The sequence below is a fragment of the Zooshikella harenae genome, assembly GCF_018837975.1.
GTDB lineage: Bacteria > Pseudomonadota > Gammaproteobacteria > Pseudomonadales > Zooshikellaceae > Zooshikella > Zooshikella harenae.
The window spans coordinates 191,230-210,102 of record NZ_JAGSOY010000002.1; the positions used below are offsets into that span (position 1 = coordinate 191,230).

Sequence of the window (18,873 nt, forward strand, 5' to 3'; positions counted from 1 at the left end):
TTTAAGGGTTTATTATTCACTGACAACCGACTTTTGATAATAATGACAAAAGTCCTTGTTCTGAATAGGGAGAGATCGAATAAACTCTCAAGGAATATAGAGCAGTCGTCGTATTTTTTCAGTTAAATCGCGTTACATTACCCATTAGATTGTACGATTGAAAGTTTTGAACAATGTGTGGTGAATACATGGATACATTTGAAGATCAGGCTTATGTTCTTGCTGAAACTGTGGGTCAAGCGCTCAAACAAAGTGAGTTGAAGTTAGCAACAGCAGAGTCTTGTACAGGTGGATGGGTTGCCCAAGAAGTTACGGCAGTGCCTGGCAGTTCTGCATGGTTTGAAGGTGGTTTTGTGACCTATTCGAATGAGGCTAAACACCACATGTTGGGTGTTTCACTCGCAGTGCTAGAAGAGTTCGGGGCAGTAAGTGAGCCTGTTGTAATACAAATGGCAGAAGGTGTTTTGCAGAATACTCGAGCAGATCTTGCTATTGCCATCAGTGGCATTGCAGGGCCAACAGGTGGAAGCCATGTCAAGCCAGTGGGTACGGTGTGGGTTGCATGGTCTGCTGCTGGCCGTCAGACATTGACCAAGCACTTTGAGTTTAATGGCGATCGTCGTCAAATTCGTCAGCAAGCAGTGTTGGCTGCGCTCACAGGTATAATGGATCGACTAAGGAATTAAGATACGTTTAGCGCTACAAAGCTATAACCGTTTACCAAAAATGCTCAGTTTTATCTTTAGATGTACGTATATGGTTATATAATGAACGCTGGATTGTTTTCATACTGTTATTGTCTCATTAAAAATCTTCCATCTGATTGCAAGTCATAAGAATTGAGCTTGAGGGTAAGTGCCTGGTGGTAGAGAGATGATCTAGTTAAAAAAATACTGTTTTATACTAGGCGGAATGGGAAATCTATGACATAATACTGAATATATATACAGTACTGGTGTTCCTCGCCTGTTTCGTCCTTTTGCTTCACGAGGTGCGATTTGATGGATGACAACAAGAAAAAAGCCTTAGCCGCTGCAGTTTCCCAAATCGAACGACAGTTTGGGAAAGGTGCCATCATGCGGATGGGTGATCATAAACAAGAAGCTATTCCAGCCATTTCAACAGGCTCATTAGGTTTGGATATTGCTTTGGGTATTGGTGGCTTACCAAAAGGACGTATCGTTGAAATCTATGGACCAGAGTCATCTGGTAAAACAACATTAACGCTGCAGGTCATTGCTGAAGCACAAAAACAAGGAGCTACCTGTGCCTTTGTCGATGCGGAGCATGCTCTTGACCCTGAATATGCACGTAAACTAGGGGTAAGTGTTGATAATCTTTATGTATCTCAGCCCGATACTGGAGAGCAAGCGCTTGAAATCACTGACATGTTGGTTCGTTCCGGCGCGGTTGATGTCATTATCGTTGACTCTGTTGCAGCGTTAACACCTAAGGCTGAAATTGAAGGCGAAATGGGTGATACTCATGTGGGTCTTCAAGCCCGTCTTATGTCGCAAGCCTTGAGGAAAATTACGGGTAATATTAAACAGGCGAACTGTCTGGTTGTCTTTATTAACCAAATCAGAATGAAAATAGGCGTCATGTTTGGCAACCCCGAAACGACAACAGGAGGAAATGCGCTCAAGTTTTATGCATCTGTGCGTTTGGATATTCGTCGTACAGGATCCGTCAAGCAAGGTGAAGAAGTAACTGGTAATGAAACTCGAGTAAAAGTAGTTAAAAATAAGGTTTCTCCTCCTTTCCGTCAGGCTGAGTTCCAAATCCTTTATGGTAAAGGTATTTATCATATGGGTGAAGTTATTGACCTTGGTGTTAAAGATGGCTTTGTTGATAAAGCGGGTGCTTGGTACTCCTACAATGGAAACAAAATTGGCCAAGGAAAAGCGAATGCAGCGCAGTTTTTAGAAGATAATCCTGAAATTGCCTGGGAAATAGAGAAAAAAATACGTCAGAAGCATGGCACACTTACCAGTGAGGATGCACCTCAAGAAGCAGTTGAGCCTGTGACTAAAGAAAAGAAAGGAAAATCAAAAGCTACAACTGAGTAGTCTTGATTATCTGGTATCTATGATAAAAGGTATACCTGCATACGGGTATACCGAGCGTTTCTAAACAAACAGTTTACACTCGTATTGTATGACCATTTCTCTCGCCGTTCTGCGACAGTCAGCACTAACACTGTTGGCTCGTCGCGATTTTTCTTCTGCGGAACTAACTTCACGACTCCGACAAAAGACAACAGATGAAAATCTTATCCAGCAAGTGATTGAACAGTTACTTGAAAAAGGCTGGTTAGATGACCATCGAGCTGCTGCATCGTTTGTTAGGCAACGTATAGATAGAGGTCATGGGCCTCTGCGTATCTGTCAGGACATGCGTGCTCGTGGATTTACTGGCGAAATGGTAGAGCAAACATTGGAAGAGCAAGAGCCTGATTGGGAAGAGGTTGCACTACTTGCATGGCAAAGGAAGTTTTCATCTATACCTAAAAATGATAAGGAAAAAGCCAAGCAAATACGCTTCTTACAATATAGAGGTTTTTCATACGATATAATTCGGTGTGTATTGAACCGAGAATAACAAATAACACTTTTTGTATCCTTACGCTTTAAAAGCCGATTTACCTAGGCCCTTCTGGTCACAAAGTCTGAATAACATTCGATGAGCACGCCGTGAATCCTTCCCTGAAGGCTTGGGCGTCGCATCCTTGCGGCAAACAATTAGACGCATATAACCCTGTCTTTGTTTGTCTATCAGAATACTACAGCACTTCTTTTTAAATTCTTGGGAATAGCAAGATGTTGGTTTGCCTTAACTTTAAAAATGACTATACGCATTGTTAGTACATATTATTACAATTTATGCTGATTAGTTAGTCTATCCTGAAAATCATTATGACTAATAGTTTATTTTTGTTAAAAATAGAGTATTGACAATAGATTTTTCTTGGCAAATAGAAAAAGTAAATAAGACTGAATAGCTGATTGTTAGGTGAAAATATTCACTATTTTTTATGATGAGGATGAAAAATTGCGACAAAAAAAGACAAAAAAATAGTTGTCTTAACTAGAGTCTGATGTATTGTTATTTTTATGAAGAACAATACTGATTGTCATACACATGTTAGTATGATGTTGTGAGATTTTAGTGTCGTATTAATAGTAATGAGTGCATAGTAAAAAGGAATTTATAATGCCCTCGATTTTGTTTGTTAAATCACTTCTTTTAGGTTTATTTTTGTTTAGTCAATTAGCTTATTCGCATACAAGCTTTATCTCATTCTATAATATTATACTTAAATCTGGTTTTGGTTATATTTATGGTTCATTTTCGCAACAGGGAGTGGATATTGCGCTAGGAAGTTATTATGGCAAAGCACGTTATAGTGAATTAAATATAAAAGAAAAAGAAAAACTATTGAGCCGCTATTTGTTGGATAATATAAGCATAAAAGTTGGCGGTGAAAAAATTGTATTAAATGTAAATAATGTGCGATTTGGTAATCATGAAACGAATGTTGATATTAATATGCTTAATGTGCTAAAGAAAGTAAATGAGTTGGATGTTAAAATAACTGCCATGTCAGAGATTAGAAATCAGCAAAACGTGGTTGTGTTAAAATTTGAAAATAAAAAAGAAAAAATGATTTTATCGAGGAAGAATGATTTTAAGTATAAAGTGCTAGGTGAAACTAGTGGAATGATGAAGTAAAAGATTGGTTTGAACTCGAAATAAGCAGTTAATAATTATCATGTTGAGCCTTATTTGGCTTCAAAATGGTGAGCTTGTTTGAGGTGACGCCCTAAGATTAAAATTTTCAAATTGGAAAGGTAATGTAATGGACCGCAGGAACTTTATTAAATATGGAGCTACATTATCATCAGGATTGGCGTTTAGTTCTGTGGGGCTTTCTGCGCTAAATTCTTCAGGATCTTCCGAAGGGCTTAATTATCAGCAAAAAAAACAGATTTCAGAATATAATCCATTATATATACCACCGCTATTGTATAACCCTTTCGCTAAACGTTATCGTATGCCAACGTTATATGTACAAGATACACTCCATGAATTTTATCCTGAAAAGAAATCCCCTGCCACAGGACTTTCAACTTTACAGCATCACTGCTCATATTTTGGTCCAACTATCAAAGTTAAACAAGGAGATGTTGTAGACTTTTCTATTGTTAATTTACGACAAGAACCTGTTACAAATCATTGGCATGGGCTACATATACCTGGTCGTTTAGATGGTGGGCCTCATCAAATGATTCAGCCAGGTGAAACTTGGAATATAACCATGCCTATTCGGCAAGAAGCAGCTACTTGCTGGTACCATGATCATACCTGTGGCAAAACTGCTGAACATGTTTATTTTGGCCATGCAGGTTTGTTTTTGATAGAAGATACTCATAGTGCTTTTTTGGGAATTCCGGATATTTATGGCGTTAATGAAATTCCAGTTATTGTTCATGATAAGCTTTTTAACACGAATTTTGAGCAAATTTATGACTTAAGAGGTGGTCCTATCTTTTTAGGAGATAGTATATTAGTGAATGGTACGATAAAACCATATTGTAAAGTAAACCCTGGCTGGGTGCGTTTAAGAATATTAAACGGTGCGAATGATAGACACTTTGACTTTTACTTTAAGGATGGACGAAGTTTTTATGTTATTGCAGGAGATGGTGGTTTTTTAAACCAACCGGTACAAATTGATCAACTTACGTTGTACTCAGGAGAGCGTGCTGAAATTATGATTGATCTATCGCAGGATGGTGGTGGTATTATCGATCTAATGGCTAAAACAATCGTTGTTGATCCAGGTGGCGGTGACTTGTTTGTTAAAATTATGCGACTGGCTATTGAAGATAGTTTTGAGCTTCCTGCTGCTTTACCATCTCGGTTAAGGAAAAAATGGATCAACTGGGAGGAAGAAATTAAATCAGCACCTCAAGTTATATCCAGATCTTTTGATTTAAGTAGTAATAGTACTCTAACGGAAATGTATATAAATAATAAAGCCTATGACATGAAAGTTATAAATGATATTGTTCCTCGTGGGGTTCTTGAAGTATGGGAGGTTAAGTCTCTGCGAGGAGGACATCCCTTTCATGTGCATGGTTGTTCATTTCTTGTTATGGAGATTGATGACGAGCCTCCTCCAGATGAGTTTAAAGGCTGGAAAGATACAGTGGTATTACCATTGCCAGAGCCAGGTACTCCTGTAGGTAAATACTACAAGGCAAAAATTTTAGTAAAATTTGATCATACAACCTATCGTGCTAACACTAGTAATCAGAATATTAGTGGTTTAAAAGACCAAAAAGAGTTGATCTATCACTTTCCCTATATGTATCACTGTCATTTACTTGAGCATGAAGATAAAGGTATGATGGGGCAGTTTATAGTGTACGATGAAGCCTGAAAATTTAATTATAATAAGGTAAAGGAATGGATCGACGTCAGTTTTTAACTGTTGCGTCTGGAGTGGGCGCATTAGGTGTTTTGTATTCTGGCTTAAAAACAGATGATATAAAGTACGAAGTAGAGTTAACTGAAAGTGATAATTTACTGTATATTCCTCCAATACTGAATGATCCATTTTCTGACTTTTATAGCCTACCAACCTTAACGATAAATAATAAAACACATAGTTTTTTTCATAATATTGTATCTTCTTCTATAGGTTTATCTTCATCAAAGCATCAACTGGATTACTTAGGCCCAACGATAAAAGTAAAACGTGGCGATGTTGTTAAATTATCGATTAAAAACCAAACTAATGAAGTAACTATGAATCACTGGCATGGTTTGCATATTCCAGGAAGTGTTGATGGCAGCCCCCACCAGTTGATAAATCCAGGAGAAAGTTGGAACACTACATTACATATTCAGCAAGAAGCTGCTACTTGTTGGTATCATCCATTATGTTATGAGTTGGGTGTTCAACAGATGTACTTAGGCTATGCGGGGCTTATGATTGTTGAAGATGAAAATAATAAATCATTGAATATGCCTGTCACATATGGTTTGGATGATATTCCGCTTATTGTTCAGGATAAAAATTTTGATAGTGAAGGGAAGGAAATATTTAATCTCAACACACGCTACAGGGGGAACACATTAGTTATCAATGGCACCGTTAAGCCATATATTTCTGTTTCACCTGGCTGGGTTCGTTTTCGGATTGTAAATGCTACACAAAGTCGGATTTTGGATTTTTCTTTTACTAACGACTCAATATTTTACCAAATTGCAACAGATGGCGGAATGTTGAATGCCCCCATTGCTATGCAAAAAGCAAGAGTAGCCCCAGGTCAGCGCTGTGAGCTAATGCTCTTAATTGAAGAAAAACAGCAAAATATTGCAATTAACATTGCGGATACTTTTTGGAATGATTTATCAGTTCTTGCGCTAAAAGTATTGGTAGAAGATGTGGCTTGTACTGAAACGGTCTTACCCAATAAATTGAGGCATAATAGTCTCAATGTTAACTTTAATCTGGTAGATACATTGCCAATAGTAAAAAAAATATCAACAGACGAAGTTGAAACAGCAAAAAAAAATATATTGGAAAAAACAATCTTCAATATGAATGAAATTGAGAGTGCTGTTGTTCGTGATAAAGATGAAGTTTGGGTGGTACAAGTAAAGGGGAATTATACTTTTCATATCTCTGGAGCTTCATTTCTAGTAGTTAGTATAAATGGCATTCCTCCTGAAAATTGTGGATGGCAGGATACTATTACAATAGGGGGAAGGGGGAATGAATTGCATCAAATGAAGATACTCATTAGTTTTAATACGACCACATATCGGCATGGTGTAAACCAGTTTCAAGCTGCCTATAATCCGACTAACTTGAAGTATCATGTTCCTTACTTATATCACCTTGTAAGCATTGATGAGCAGGGTGTTAGTAAGATCGGTCAATTTTCAGTTATTGAACAGACATAAACTTTATAATCAGATATATTGAAACTCTTGTAAAAATGCAGGCTTACCTCTTTAGAAGTACTTGAAGTTTTATATTAAAAACAAAAATAAATAAAAAATTATTCATGTTTAGTATATAAAAATTAAAGGGTATATATATGGAGCGTAGAGATTTTATTAAATATGGAGCTGTGCTTTCGTCAGGGGCTGCACTTACATCTGCAGGGATTTCAGTTATTGGTCACTCTAAGTCATTAGAGGGACTTACTTACCAACAAAAAAAAGCTATTGCTGATTATAATCCTCTTTGTATCCCCCCCCTGTTGTATAGCCCTTATACTAAACGTTATCGTATGCCAACCCTGTATATTCAAGACACTCAACATGAGTTTTATCCAGGGAAAAAATCCTATGCTACTGGCATTTCTACTTTACAGCATCATTGTTCATATTTAGGCCCTACAATTAAAGTCAAACGAGGCGATGTTATTGATTTCTCTATTGTAAATTTAAGATCAGAACCAGTAACCAATCATTGGCATGGCCTACATATACCCGGGCGTTTAGATGGTGGTCCTCATCAGATGATTCATCCAGGTGAAACTTGGAATATCAGTATGCCAATTCATCAAGAAGCTGCAACTTGCTGGTACCATGATCATACCTGTGGTAAAACAGCAGAACAGGTATATTTTGGTCATGCAGGAATGTTTATTATAGAGGATAAAAATAGCTATTCGTTGGGTTTGCCTGATATTTATGGGGTTAATGATATACCAATTGTTTTGCAAGATAAACTTTTTGACGATACCGGACAGCAGATTTATGATCGAAAACCAAGCAGAGTATTTGTAGGTGATACATATTGTATAAATGGAGTAGCTAATTCATTTATATCAGTAATGCCAGGGTTGGTAAGATTCAGAATATTAAATGCATCTAATGCGCGACCTTATAACCTATTCTTTAATGATACTACATTTTATGTTATTGCATCTGACGGAGGGTTTTTAAACAAGCCTGTACAAGTTGAAAAAATTCTGGTTCTTCCTGGTGAGAGAGTTGAAATAATAGTTGACTTTTCAAAGTTTAGAGGTGATATGCTAGATATGAAGGCAATTACGCTACCTTCTGATCCCTTTGATCCAGATTATATCACAGTAAACATAGCAAAGATTGTAGTAAATTCTTATCAGTTAAAAGAAACAATACTAGCTAATAGTTTAAGAGCTAGTACGATTCAAAGAGACTTGATTACTAATACACTGTCTGATGCTGATGTGTCTAGATCATTTGAACTTATGGTCGACGATGATTTATCAAAAATGAGTATTAATAATAAAGAATTTGATATGAAGTTTATCAATGAAGAAGTAAAAATAGGCATGCCAGAGATATGGGAAATTAAATCTTTGAAAGGAGGGCATAACTTTCATGTTCATGGCTGCTCGTTTTTGGTTTTGGAGTTATATGGTGAAGAGCCAGATAATATACTGAAAGGATGGAAGGACACAATCTCATTACCAAAACGTGTTGGTGAAATGAATGAAGGTGAATATCATACGTGTAAAATATTAGTAAAATTTAATCATAATACTTACCGGAAAGAATATATGAAAAACATAGAAAGTCGATCGGATATTAATTATCATATACCTTATATGTATCACTGTCATGTTCTTGAGCATGAAGATAAAGGTATGATGGGACAGTTTATAGTATATTAGGTTTGGTTGCGAATAAGCTCACTTCGCTAAGTAATTCAATAATTTATGAAACAATCTTAAACGTTACACCAAAGTTGCCACATTTTTGTGAAAAACAGTGCTACCTACGTTACCTCACTTTTGTCTTACTAGAATTCACATCGAAATATCATTACTGTTTATTTAAGTGTGCCGTGCTAGTAAGGTTGCAAAAATCAGGTTTGCAATGCTTGAGTTTATTTGTGAAACAGTTCTGCATGAGCACAGTGATTAGTAGAAAAACTCTGTTGTGGGAGGAATAAATTAACTAATGTACTGTGTATAAAAGTGTATAGGATAGTGCTGTTAATTAAAAGTTATTATAAATTGTTAATGTATAATTTGAATGGCGAATTATAGGTTGTTTTAAGTATTACTTTGGTACGGTTGTGTGTGTTTTTGTGTGGTTTTATTAGTAGTATTACAGATGGAATAATACGGGTTTACAAATAGAATGACATGACTTTAAGAAGCTGTTTTCTATTTGGAATGTATTGAGTATGACAAAAAATAAACCAGCCAGTTCAATTATACGGACTGCAGTATTGCTTCCATTTTTAGGTGTGACAAGCGTTTTGGCTGGCACTAAGGTGCATGAAATTGATGTGTTGGTTGTGTATACGCCAAAAGCAGAAGAGGCTTACCAAAATAACAACCAGAGTATCAATAAAAAAATTATTGATTATATTGAATTCACTAATAAAGCATTCGAAAACAGTCAGGTTAATATTAAGCTAAAATTAGTTGAACAGTATCCCATAGAAACATCTCTTATGCCTGTTGATGGGCAGGAAATTACTAAGGCGTTAGAAGAAAGTGGACAAAATAGAACATTGCGTGATTTACGGGCTCGATATCATGCGGATTTGGTTTTAACATTATTTGAGGTTGATGGTGCAAGTGGCAGTGAAATAACTTGTGGACTGACAGCGTCTGGTTATTTCCTCTATAACAAAGGTGCTTTCGCTATTCAAAATATTAATAGTGCCTATGCTGTTGTTAATGTCACTGATCTATGTACTGAATATAGTATTGATCCTGATAGTAATGAGACAGCTTATCATGTGGCTCATGAATTAGGACATCTATTTGGGTTAAATCATGGATTGCCTACAGAGAAAAAATCATTTCCAGATTATCAAGCGCTTTATAATGGGTACTTTGAGGTATTAAAAGATATTAATTTTTATGGGAAAAAAGTACCCTCGTTAGGAGGAGGGATTAATACCATTAATGACGCAATTGACGCTCAAGTATTTTCGGGTCAGTATCCTTTTGCGTTTGGGTATGCTACAAAAGGCAAGGGTCGTATAAGTTCAATTATGACGTATCCACAAGATCATGGTATGGCTGATCGAGTACCCTATTTCTCAAATCCATCCATAAAAGTCTGTGAGTATGGTATAGAGCCTTGCTATGATGATGAAAAAAAGATTATTGGGGGGAAAATAGCTGGAGGGCTGGAAGCTAATAATGCAAAAGCGCTAAACATTGCAGCGCCTCATGTTGCCAATTTTTGTATGTCATCGAAACAATTAGTCGGTATCAAAACGTCTTCTCTACAGAAGTTGTCTACCCCAGATAGTATACACTGGCATCCAGATTCTTGGACAATTAGCTTTTCTGAAGAAAAATTGGAAGGTATCTACCCTTGGATTCCTGGAAATGATCAATTTTCATTTGTTGAAGAAGTGATTAATGGTGAAGTTGAAAAAGTTCTCCAAGTAGAAAACAGTGTTAACTTGCCCACATTAGGTATCAATATGACCTGTGCAATGCAACCTGGGAAAAAATACCGAGTTAAGGCAAGTGTTAAAGGGTTAGCAAAAGGACAAGCAACACTTTGGGTCTATTATGAAACGACTGATGGTAAAAAAGACTGGTTTTCGGCTGCACAAAGCCAAGTTGATAACAAGAGTTGGACTGAGTTAGATACGGCTATCGAATTGCCAAATAATTTAACGACTATTCATCTTGTTATCAATGGTGTTGAAAATAGTAAAGGATTTTTATTAAACGAGCTGGATATAGCTGAAAACCGTCCAATATAGTTAATGTTTAGGTTATCATCTAAGTGTTTTCTTTTTGAGGTAGATTCACTAATTACCTTTAAAACCCCAGTCATGTTGTTATAACTTGCTGGGGTTTCGTTCAGGGCAATTGTATATAAAAATAATTTGTGATGAGTATAGACTGTGCAAATGCAGCGCAAACCTACATTTTGCTATACCTCAATTATTATTAAATGAACAGCTGTGGTATTTCGATGTACGTCAGTAGTAGACAAAGGCAGGATAATGAACATCGAACTGTTTGCCGCAAGGAGGCGGCAATCAAACCTCCAGGGAAGGATTCACGGCGTGTTCGAAGGGCGTTATGCAGACGTTGGACAAAGGTACCTTAGAAAGAAAATGGCTTTTATAAAGGTAAAGTTATATACGGTTGCCCTGGTACCGATATGAACAGGCAGACAGTGAATAAACCCAGACGCCTAGGAAAGCCTGCTAGCCGTTGTGTAAGAAGTAGGTAACCATTAATAACCAAGTAGGAATACATTCCTACTTGGTGCTGTCTAACTGTTTATTACAGCGTTTAAGAAAAACCAGCATTTCTTTTTCGGCTTGCTTATCACCTTTGCTACGAGCGATTGCTATGCCTTGTTGGTAAGTATCAGCGGCTTTCTTCCATTTATCCAATTGAACATAACTTTTTCCAAGCAATTTCCAGGCTGCTGAATAGTTTTTATCATGTTGTAAACAAGCGGTGAAATGCTCAATAGCTTTCTCTGGCTGTTGATCGTCCAGATATGCTTTACCTAAGCCGAATCGTAACATCGCATTATCCTGACCTTGCTGTAATAATGTTTCGAGCTGTTTAATCATAAACTAACCTTGGATAAATTAAGTAGGCATATCTGACACTCGGCGTATAATAGCGCTGATTACCTAGAAAGTAACAAGTCATTTAAAGAAAGTAGTCAGGATGTCTATGGATAATAATAGCTATAATAACTTTGTGGGCGCTATTCACCACTTTGTGAGTGGTTGGAGTAAGTCACGTACTAAAGGTGAGGTGTTATTAACACACGAATCAGGCGGTGTAATCTGCTCATTCGATACCCCCATTGGTTCAGTAAAGCGTAAGCATGAAGCTTTTATATGGAACCTAAGTGAATTTGACCTACAGTCATTTAAGGCAAGTATTAATGATGAACAGCACTTTATCACGCTCTTTAATCTGGATATGTCAGTACAACAGGAGCTTGATCAGCAGCAGTATTTACCCGTGACTGAAGAGCTGCTGATGTCATTGGATGTGAGTCAGCTGCCTGATCTTTTGCCACAGCATGAAGTTAAACTGTTAAGTAACAAAGACGAGGTAGTTTGGTTTAATGCACAACGTGGTGAGGATGTTGTTTGTTTAGAACGGTTTAATAAAAATGATGTTGCTATGTACTATCTTCGTGATGGACAAAACCTAATATCATGGGCACGGGCAATTTCTGCGGGGAGTGACATGGTTGTTGATGATGTACAAACGAACCCTAGTTATAGAAGACAAGGGCTGTCTAAACGAATCATGAACCATATTATCTATGATGCCCAGAAGGCTGATTGCCAACACATTCGGCTTGCGGCATCAGCATTAGGTCAAAAATTATACTATCACTTAGGGTTTCAATCTGATATTGAGATGTCTGTTTTTTCTTCAGTCAGTTAATATATTTTTAATGAAGCAATAGAAGGATCTTCAATAGTGCATAGTAATTACATAATCCGACCAATGAAGCGCGAGGAAGTTAATATTGCTATTGACTGGGCTGCAAAAGAGGGATGGAATCCAGGGTTTCATGATGCGGACTGTTACTATCACACCGATCCAAACGGCTTTTTTATGGGTTTACTTGATGGTAAACCAATTTCGACATTATCTGTTGTCAAATATAGTGCATCATTCGGTTTTCTAGGTTTTTATATTGTACATCCCGATTATCGACGCCAGGGTTATGGTTTGAAAATCTGGAAATCAGGTATTCAGTATCTATATGGCTGTAATATTGGCTTAGATGGTGTTGTTGAGCAGCAAACAAATTACAAAAAATTTGGCTTTAAATTAGCCTATCGAAATATCCGATTTGAGTGTCTTGGTAGTGATGATTTATCCGTTGATGCTGATGTTATTAAGCTTGCTAAGTTACCATTTGAAACGATTGAGTTATACGCCTGTCCATTTTTTCCTGAAAAAAGAATAGCGTTTATGAAAGCATGGCTTAATCAGCCAGATTGTAAGGCGCTAGGCATCATACAGAATGATAGCTTGGTTGGTTATGGTGTTATGCGTAAAGCGCTAAATGGCTACAAGGTTGGACCACTTTATGCCGATACCCTCGCATTTGCTGATGCTATTTTTTCATCATTGATACAATCGGTAGATCCATTACAACCAGTCTATCTTGATATACCTGAAGTCAATCAAGAGGCCCTCAAGTTAGCAGAACGTTATAAGATGAAGAAGGTTTTCGAAACCGCGAGAATGTATACAGGGAAATTTCCAGATTTGCCATTAGATAAACTTTATGGCGTAACCTCGTTTGAGGTGGGGTAAATAATAAGAAAGTTGTAAATGATACTGTTTTTCTAGCTGTTTTTTAAACCAAGAATCATGAAGTTTATAGGAGTTAGTGATTATTATTATAAGAGATGGTAGTTTTGAGGATGCATTGCTAATACATAATGGTGTGAAAGAGTTAAACCATATTCCTTCAGTGGCATACTATTTAGACAGATTATCATCACGTCGATATAAGCTGCTTATTGCAGAAGTTTCAGGCAAATTGGCTGGTTATAAGTTAGGCTTCTGGGATGGAGATAGAAGCTTTTATAGCTGGCTAGGTGGTGTACTACCTGAATTTCGTCGGATAGGTGTTGCGCAAAAACTACTTGAAAACCAGGAAGCCTATCTGCGAGAAAGTGGTGCACATAAAATTAATGTTAAAAGTATGAATAAGTACCCAGGTATGCTTATTTTACTTATCAGCAACGGATACCACATTACAGATGTTGTATCCTCATCTTCTGGCGAGAATAAAATTGAGTTTGCGAAAACATTTATGGAGTAGTAGTTTACTACGTAAACTAAAAAACGCTTCAAAAAAATTATTTGTGAAATATAGATGAAAAATTATGAGAGTAAACATAGTCTAATAGTAAAGGAGTTGTGTGTTATTATTTAGCATGTTCTTGAAGTGATTATCTAAACAGTTTCTATAGTAGTCAAAGCTTACATAAAAACTTGAGAGTTTGCGTAGTTGACTAGGGGCTCCAAGATAAACTTTTATTAGTTAAATTTATGTTATCACATCTAAATTTATCTTCTAATTTTTGTGCGGTTTCTTTGGTTATTTTAAAGCTGGGGGCCGCTTCAGGAAGGCTGTCGCCGCCACGAACAGTTATTGCGAGAGTACAATGATCCCTACCTTGTTGCAATTGAATGGAAAAGCTTAAAAAAACATCATTAAAAATAATTTTTATCGAATTTCCAATCTTTTTTTCAAGCTTTACTCTTTTTTTTATTTTTCCTTCATTTTCGCCAGTAATGGTAAATGTGGCACCTTCTGATTCAAATGAAAATTCAATCATGATTAATCTCTCAATATATAAGTTTTATCTAGTAATGATAGATAAGATTAAGTTAAATAGAAATTAATTGTTGTTATGAATTGTAATGGAATGAGTCGTCAAAATAATAGTATTTAGTATAGTGGTTTGTTCATTATGGGTTTGAATTTTATTTTTTGTGGTTAATAGCGAACTGTTATATATGGGTTTATATAGAATTTCGTAGTCAAAAAAACTTTTCTATCGGTTACATTTGAAATGGTTTTTGATTAACTGTTTTATTATTAGGGTATTATTCTATAGCTTTACCTTTACCTTTATACAACCAACCTTTGTCCAACGTCTGCATAACGCCCTTCGAACACGCCGTGAGTTCTTCCCAGGATGTCAAGATAGTTATTAGCACCTCCTTGCAGCAAACAGTTCTATGTGCATTATCCAGCCTTTGTCTACCACTGGCGTACATCGAAATACCACAGCTGTTCATTTAATAATAATTGAGGAATAGCAAAATGTGGGGTTACGCTGTATTTGCGCAATCTATATTCATCATGAATTATTTTTATATGCGATTGCCCTGATAACTACGTTCTGTTGTAAGTTTTTTGCACCCATTAGGAGATAGTTTATCTACTTATACAAATTTGTGGCTTCGCGATAAGACACCATTCGCTGTTGGTCTTCGTCCCACAAAGAAGACTTAAAACAATCGTAAATTTCTCCTAGAGCTAAAGTAGTCACAATGGGAGACTGAAGTTCAGGTATTGCAGCCATCACCTCAGGTAACCGGTAGAAGGGGATGCGCACATTGAGGTGGTGGATGTGGTGGTAGCCGATATTACCTGTAAACCATTGCATAACTTTGTTCAAATGCATATAGCTTGAAGATTCGAGGGCTGCGCGATAGTAAGTCCATGCTTCAGGGGTGATGATAACCATTCGTTTAAAACTGTGTTGTGCAAAAAAAAGATAAGAACCAAATGCACAGTTAATACTCATGGGAAGGAGTACAACAAAAAAAGCTATATTTGCACCAGCAAAATACCATAGAGACCAGATTAAAGTACTGTGCAATATTATAGATAGAAGTGAGTCTAAGTGTTTGGAGGGATTTTTAAGAAAGGGGAGTAAGCAGATGCTTATGGCGAATATCGTCAAATAGCCAAATAAAATAGTGAGGGGATGACGTTGTAAGCGGTAATAAAAACGCTGCCATTTTGACATAGAAAGCCACATTTTGGTTGTCATTATAGGAAAGGTACCAGTACCGAATACATCTAGTTTTCCTACATGACCGTGGTGGTAGTTATGGCTTTCTCGCCAGGATCTTGTTGGTACTAGAATCAGCAAGCCATATAGCCAGAAAAACCAGCTAGCTACTTGAGAATCCCTAAGGATTGCACCATGCATGTAGTCGTGAAAAGTAATAAATGCTCGTACCATAAACATCGAGCTGAGTAACGAGAAAACAAGTTGTAACCATGGCCAGGGAGAAAAACCTGCAGCAATGAGTGACATAAACAGCAGTGCGAATATAGTTGTCACTAGGCGCCAGCTTTTACGACGTGATTCTTGAGCAAAAGGAATAGTGGCATTTAACAGCTCTTTATCTACACGTATACCAGCACTGTGTATTGGAGATGTGGAGTTGAACTCGTTGGTTTTTTCTGGCTGATGAAGTATTTTTTTTTGATTGTTCATATTTACAAACCAATATGAATCAGGACGTATTGAGTGTGTTATGTAATGAATTTGCCAAAGCTAACGGATTATAACTTAAACATCTGAGTCAGTTTAGTGTTAAGTCATTTTCTATAAGAGAAACATGCAAAAATAATATAAACTGGCTCAATTTAGAAATCTAGCATTTATTATTACAGATTAATTATCTATATGTTACATAAAATCATGTTTATTTGTAATTTGTAAAGCCGATATTAATATTGTTTTTTTACAGTATTCTATTTCAGGGATAGATTTTGTCTGGCCATAAAAAGAGTAATGCCATAATATTCTTAACTTTTTATTTTCTTTTTTAATATTGACTTTCTAAGTAATCAATATTGCACTAATCTTTCTATATGCCTTCCTATATTTAGTGTCTAATGAATGCTGACTAATCAATAAGATAAGTACATTTTGTAGAGTGCTTTTCTGGGGTATATTACAAATTCATTGATATTAATTTTCTATTTTTATAAGTGATAAATGACTCTTTTTTCTTATGCCAGAACAGTAGGTGAAAAATAAGCATGGATTCATAATGAGTCACTTACAGACAAAGCTTGTCAAACTAAGAGTAGCGCAATAATAAAGATGAAGACTCAATTATTACCAAGGTTGCTATGAAAGACATAATCAATATTGATCAGCAAGAGAATATGCCAAAGCAGCCTTTGACTATTCAGGGAGCAGCTATTTCTCCTGGCTATGCTCAAGGCATTGTTCACCTTCAACGAAGTCTGTTGGGTCCAATTGATGTGCCCGTGAAGGGTGCTCAACTCAATGTTGAAGAGGAGTTTACTCGGCTTGATCAGGCAACTGCTCAAATTTCCAATGACTTAATAATATTAGCCACTCGCGTTGAAAAGGAAATTGATAAGCACTTAGCTGAAGTATTTGGAGTGCATAAGCAAATACTTGATGATCACTTGCTGAAAGAAGAGTTAAGAAGAGAAATTGTTGATAACCTTGTGACAGCAGGTAGTGCTGTTAAAAGCGTTTTTTTACGTTGGGAAAAGCGATTCTTATTAATGGAATCGCGGATTGCGAGAGAGAAAGGTGATGACCTCCATGATGTTTCAATACGATTACGAAATGCGTTAGCAGGTATTACAACACACCCTTTAGAACAAATCCCCGAAAATTGTATATTAGTTACACAACGACTGCTCCCATCTGATACGGTGTTTCTTAACAACCGCTCTACAGCAGCTGTGTTACTTGAGTATGGTGCAAAAGGGTCTCATGCTGCACTTTTTGCACGTCAGCTGGGAGTTCCTTGTATTTCTGAAATACCCAATATTTTGGAAAAGTTGACTAATGGCGATATGGCATTGGTGGATGGAACTTTAGGTGTGTTAATCGTAAATCCTAACCGTCCCATGATGATTTCCTTTCAAAAAACTGTCGATGAAAATGCTCTGTTGCTTCAAAAAGCTCAAAAACTTGCAGGATGCCCTGCTGTTACGCTTGATGGTATGCTGATTAGTGTCAATGCTAATGTTGGGTGTCATGAAGATACCAGCAAAGCTTTGAAAAACGGTGCTGATGGTATTGGTTTATATCGTATTGAGCAGTTTTATATTGGGCGCACATTGCCACCAACTTCAGATGAATTATTAGATGAAATGCGTCATACACTGAGTAGTATGAAAGGAAATTCAGTTTGTGTTCGATTACTCGATGTAGGTGCTGATAAGCCTTTACCGTTTGTTGGCTTTATGGCTGAAACGAACCCTGCATTGGGGAGACGAGGTATTCGGCTTTTAAGGGAATATCCGGAGTTGTTGTATACACAAATAAAGGCGATTATCAGCTTGATGTCAGATTATGAAGTTCAGATTCTTGTACCAATGGTGGCATTGCCTGAGGACATACTGTTAGTAAAAAAAATGTTAAATACATTTTGCATTGAGCACAATATATCACCTTTACCTAAGTTGGGTGCCATGATTGAAACACCTGCTGCTGCACTGTCTGCAAGCACTATTGCTCCTCATGTTGACTTCATGAGTTTTGGCTCTAATGATTTAACCCAGTATGCTTTTGCGGCAGATAGAGAAAATGCTTCAGTTGAAACCTATTACAATGATGATTCTGCGGTGATATTCCGTATGATGGAGATTGTGCACAGTGATGTACCAGATATGCCATTGTCAATCTGTGGTGAATTGGCTGGTAGCAAAGAGCATATTCGTCGGTTGTTGCAGTGTGGTATTACTTCACTGAGTGTTGCAGCACCGTTAGTACCATTAATAAAGGAAACCATTCGAAAAACTAAGGTGGACCTCCCACGATAACACCTTTCGGCTATCATCTTAAGCTCTCAAAAGCCATTCCTAATACACAGCAACTATATCAAGGATTTGAACAAGGGTTTACCAAAATGAAAGTTCAAGTGTGTTGTACTGCAAGTGGGGTATTACTACCTTAGGTTTATACTGGGTTAGCAAGATATTGAAAGGCTTATGCTGGATCATAATGTCCTTGTTGTAAAATTTATAGTGATATATAAATGCGGATAAAATCGTTATAATTGCTGCAGACAATGACGGTCCCTTCCTTATAATGGGTTAATTTTTTTTGACAAAAAAATGTGTCGTCATCGTCACTTAATTTCCAGCTATTCAGCTTTACCACAATCAAAAAATCAAAATTTTGCTCGTTATTTGATCATGATCGGCTAAATCAAATGGCCAAAGACGAGATATAAAACACACGTTTTTACTAACTACAATCATAACAAATTGACTGTTTATACATAAAAGCTACAGTTTTTCTAAATCAATATTATATGACGGCATACTTTGGTTATGTGCAACCCCTCCTTT

15 protein-coding genes are annotated in these 18,873 nt (G+C 36.8%); 12 read left to right on the forward strand and 3 right to left on the reverse strand.

The genetic code is table 11. From position 1 onward, the window contains the following. The first annotated feature begins 188 nt into the window (after positions 1 to 188). From KCG35_RS01760 to KCG35_RS01795, 8 genes are all read left to right on the forward strand, one after another. On the forward strand, positions 189 to 686 hold the full coding sequence (locus tag KCG35_RS01760; RefSeq protein ID WP_215817941.1) for a CinA family protein: 498 nt from the start codon (positions 189 to 191) through the stop codon (positions 684 to 686). A gap of 315 nt (positions 687 to 1,001) precedes the next feature. After that, positions 1,002 to 2,069, forward strand: coding sequence for a recombinase RecA (gene recA / locus KCG35_RS01765; RefSeq protein ID WP_215817942.1), 1,068 nt, complete (start codon positions 1,002 to 1,004; stop codon positions 2,067 to 2,069). Between the two features lie 88 nt (positions 2,070 to 2,157). Beyond that, positions 2,158 to 2,601 carry a regulatory protein RecX gene (locus tag KCG35_RS01770; RefSeq protein WP_215817943.1) on the forward strand — a complete coding sequence of 148 codons (444 nt, stop codon included), beginning with the start codon at positions 2,158 to 2,160 and terminating at the stop codon, positions 2,599 to 2,601. Positions 2,602 to 3,213: 612 nt separating this feature from the next. Then, positions 3,214 to 3,732, forward strand: coding sequence for a DUF6702 family protein (locus KCG35_RS01775; RefSeq protein ID WP_215817944.1), 519 nt, complete (start codon positions 3,214 to 3,216; stop codon positions 3,730 to 3,732). A gap of 127 nt (positions 3,733 to 3,859) precedes the next feature. Further along, positions 3,860 to 5,446, forward strand: a complete 1,587-nt coding sequence (locus tag KCG35_RS01780) for a multicopper oxidase family protein (protein ID WP_215817945.1) — start codon at positions 3,860 to 3,862, stop codon at positions 5,444 to 5,446. A gap of 26 nt (positions 5,447 to 5,472) precedes the next feature. Continuing rightward, positions 5,473 to 6,978, forward strand: a complete 1,506-nt coding sequence (locus KCG35_RS01785) for a multicopper oxidase family protein (protein ID WP_215817946.1) — start codon at positions 5,473 to 5,475, stop codon at positions 6,976 to 6,978. A gap of 137 nt (positions 6,979 to 7,115) precedes the next feature. Beyond that, positions 7,116 to 8,684, forward strand: coding sequence for a multicopper oxidase family protein (locus tag KCG35_RS01790; protein WP_215817947.1), 1,569 nt, complete (start codon positions 7,116 to 7,118; stop codon positions 8,682 to 8,684). A 518-nt stretch (positions 8,685 to 9,202) separates the two neighbouring features. Beyond that, the gene (locus tag KCG35_RS01795) at positions 9,203 to 10,753 is read left to right on the forward strand and encodes a M12 family metallo-peptidase (RefSeq protein ID WP_215817948.1); all 1,551 of its coding nucleotides are present in this window, start codon (positions 9,203 to 9,205) and stop codon (positions 10,751 to 10,753) included. 507 nt (positions 10,754 to 11,260) lie between these two features. Here the strand turns inward: KCG35_RS01795 and KCG35_RS01800 are convergent. Further along, on the reverse strand, positions 11,261 to 11,584 hold the full coding sequence (locus KCG35_RS01800; protein WP_215817949.1) for a tetratricopeptide repeat protein: 324 nt from the start codon (positions 11,582 to 11,584) through the stop codon (positions 11,261 to 11,263). A 106-nt stretch (positions 11,585 to 11,690) separates the two neighbouring features. Between KCG35_RS01800 and KCG35_RS01805 the strand changes: the two genes are divergently transcribed. The 3 genes from KCG35_RS01805 to KCG35_RS01815 all read left to right on the forward strand — a co-directional run bounded on the left by KCG35_RS01805 (position 11,691) and on the right by KCG35_RS01815 (position 13,821). Continuing rightward, complete coding sequence (locus KCG35_RS01805) at positions 11,691 to 12,422, forward strand: GNAT family N-acetyltransferase (RefSeq protein ID WP_215817950.1); 732 nt, start codon at positions 11,691 to 11,693, stop codon at positions 12,420 to 12,422. Between the two features lie 36 nt (positions 12,423 to 12,458). Then, positions 12,459 to 13,307 (forward strand): GNAT family N-acetyltransferase, encoded by an 849-nt coding sequence (locus tag KCG35_RS01810; RefSeq protein WP_309227258.1) that lies wholly within the window; start codon positions 12,459 to 12,461, stop codon positions 13,305 to 13,307. Positions 13,308 to 13,383: 76 nt separating this feature from the next. After that, positions 13,384 to 13,821 (forward strand): GNAT family N-acetyltransferase, encoded by a 438-nt coding sequence (locus tag KCG35_RS01815; protein WP_215817951.1) that lies wholly within the window; start codon positions 13,384 to 13,386, stop codon positions 13,819 to 13,821. A 193-nt stretch (positions 13,822 to 14,014) separates the two neighbouring features. Here KCG35_RS01815 and KCG35_RS01820 read toward each other — a convergent pair whose 3' ends face one another. Together KCG35_RS01820 and KCG35_RS01825 are read right to left on the reverse strand one after the other, a co-directional pair. Beyond that, positions 14,015 to 14,341 (reverse strand): hypothetical protein, encoded by a 327-nt coding sequence (locus KCG35_RS01820; protein WP_215817952.1) that lies wholly within the window; start codon positions 14,339 to 14,341, stop codon positions 14,015 to 14,017. A 609-nt stretch (positions 14,342 to 14,950) separates the two neighbouring features. After that, on the reverse strand, positions 14,951 to 16,021 hold the full coding sequence (locus tag KCG35_RS01825) for a fatty acid desaturase family protein (RefSeq protein WP_215817953.1): 1,071 nt from the start codon (positions 16,019 to 16,021) through the stop codon (positions 14,951 to 14,953). 644 nt (positions 16,022 to 16,665) lie between these two features. Between KCG35_RS01825 and ptsP the strand changes: the two genes are divergently transcribed. Beyond that, on the forward strand, positions 16,666 to 18,342 hold the full coding sequence (ptsP, locus tag KCG35_RS01830; protein WP_230408937.1) for a phosphoenolpyruvate--protein phosphotransferase: 1,677 nt from the start codon (positions 16,666 to 16,668) through the stop codon (positions 18,340 to 18,342). Positions 18,343 to 18,873: the final 531 nt, after the last annotated feature.

Bases quoted from the DNA above. Each gene is read 5' to 3' on its own strand.
- KCG35_RS01775 (WP_215817944.1), top strand. From the start codon at position 3,214: ATGCCCTCGATTTTGTTTGTTAAATCACTTCTTTTAGGTTTATTTTTG.
- KCG35_RS01760 (WP_215817941.1), top strand. From the start codon at position 189: ATGGATACATTTGAAGATCAGGCTTATGTTCTTGCTGAAACTGTGGGT.
- KCG35_RS01805 (WP_215817950.1), top strand. From the start codon at position 11,691: ATGGATAATAATAGCTATAATAACTTTGTGGGCGCTATTCACCACTTT.
- ptsP (WP_230408937.1), top strand. From the start codon at position 16,666: ATGAAAGACATAATCAATATTGATCAGCAAGAGAATATGCCAAAGCAG.
- KCG35_RS01780 (WP_215817945.1), top strand. From the start codon at position 3,860: ATGGACCGCAGGAACTTTATTAAATATGGAGCTACATTATCATCAGGA.
- KCG35_RS01785 (WP_215817946.1), top strand. From the start codon at position 5,473: ATGGATCGACGTCAGTTTTTAACTGTTGCGTCTGGAGTGGGCGCATTA.
- KCG35_RS01795 (WP_215817948.1), top strand. From the start codon at position 9,203: ATGACAAAAAATAAACCAGCCAGTTCAATTATACGGACTGCAGTATTG.
- KCG35_RS01770 (WP_215817943.1), top strand. From the start codon at position 2,158: ATGACCATTTCTCTCGCCGTTCTGCGACAGTCAGCACTAACACTGTTG.
- KCG35_RS01820 (WP_215817952.1), bottom strand. From the start codon at position 14,341: ATGATTGAATTTTCATTTGAATCAGAAGGTGCCACATTTACCATTACT.
- recA (WP_215817942.1), top strand. From the start codon at position 1,002: ATGGATGACAACAAGAAAAAAGCCTTAGCCGCTGCAGTTTCCCAAATC.
- KCG35_RS01800 (WP_215817949.1), bottom strand. From the start codon at position 11,584: ATGATTAAACAGCTCGAAACATTATTACAGCAAGGTCAGGATAATGCG.
- KCG35_RS01825 (WP_215817953.1), bottom strand. From the start codon at position 16,021: ATGAACAATCAAAAAAAAATACTTCATCAGCCAGAAAAAACCAACGAG.
- KCG35_RS01790 (WP_215817947.1), top strand. From the start codon at position 7,116: ATGGAGCGTAGAGATTTTATTAAATATGGAGCTGTGCTTTCGTCAGGG.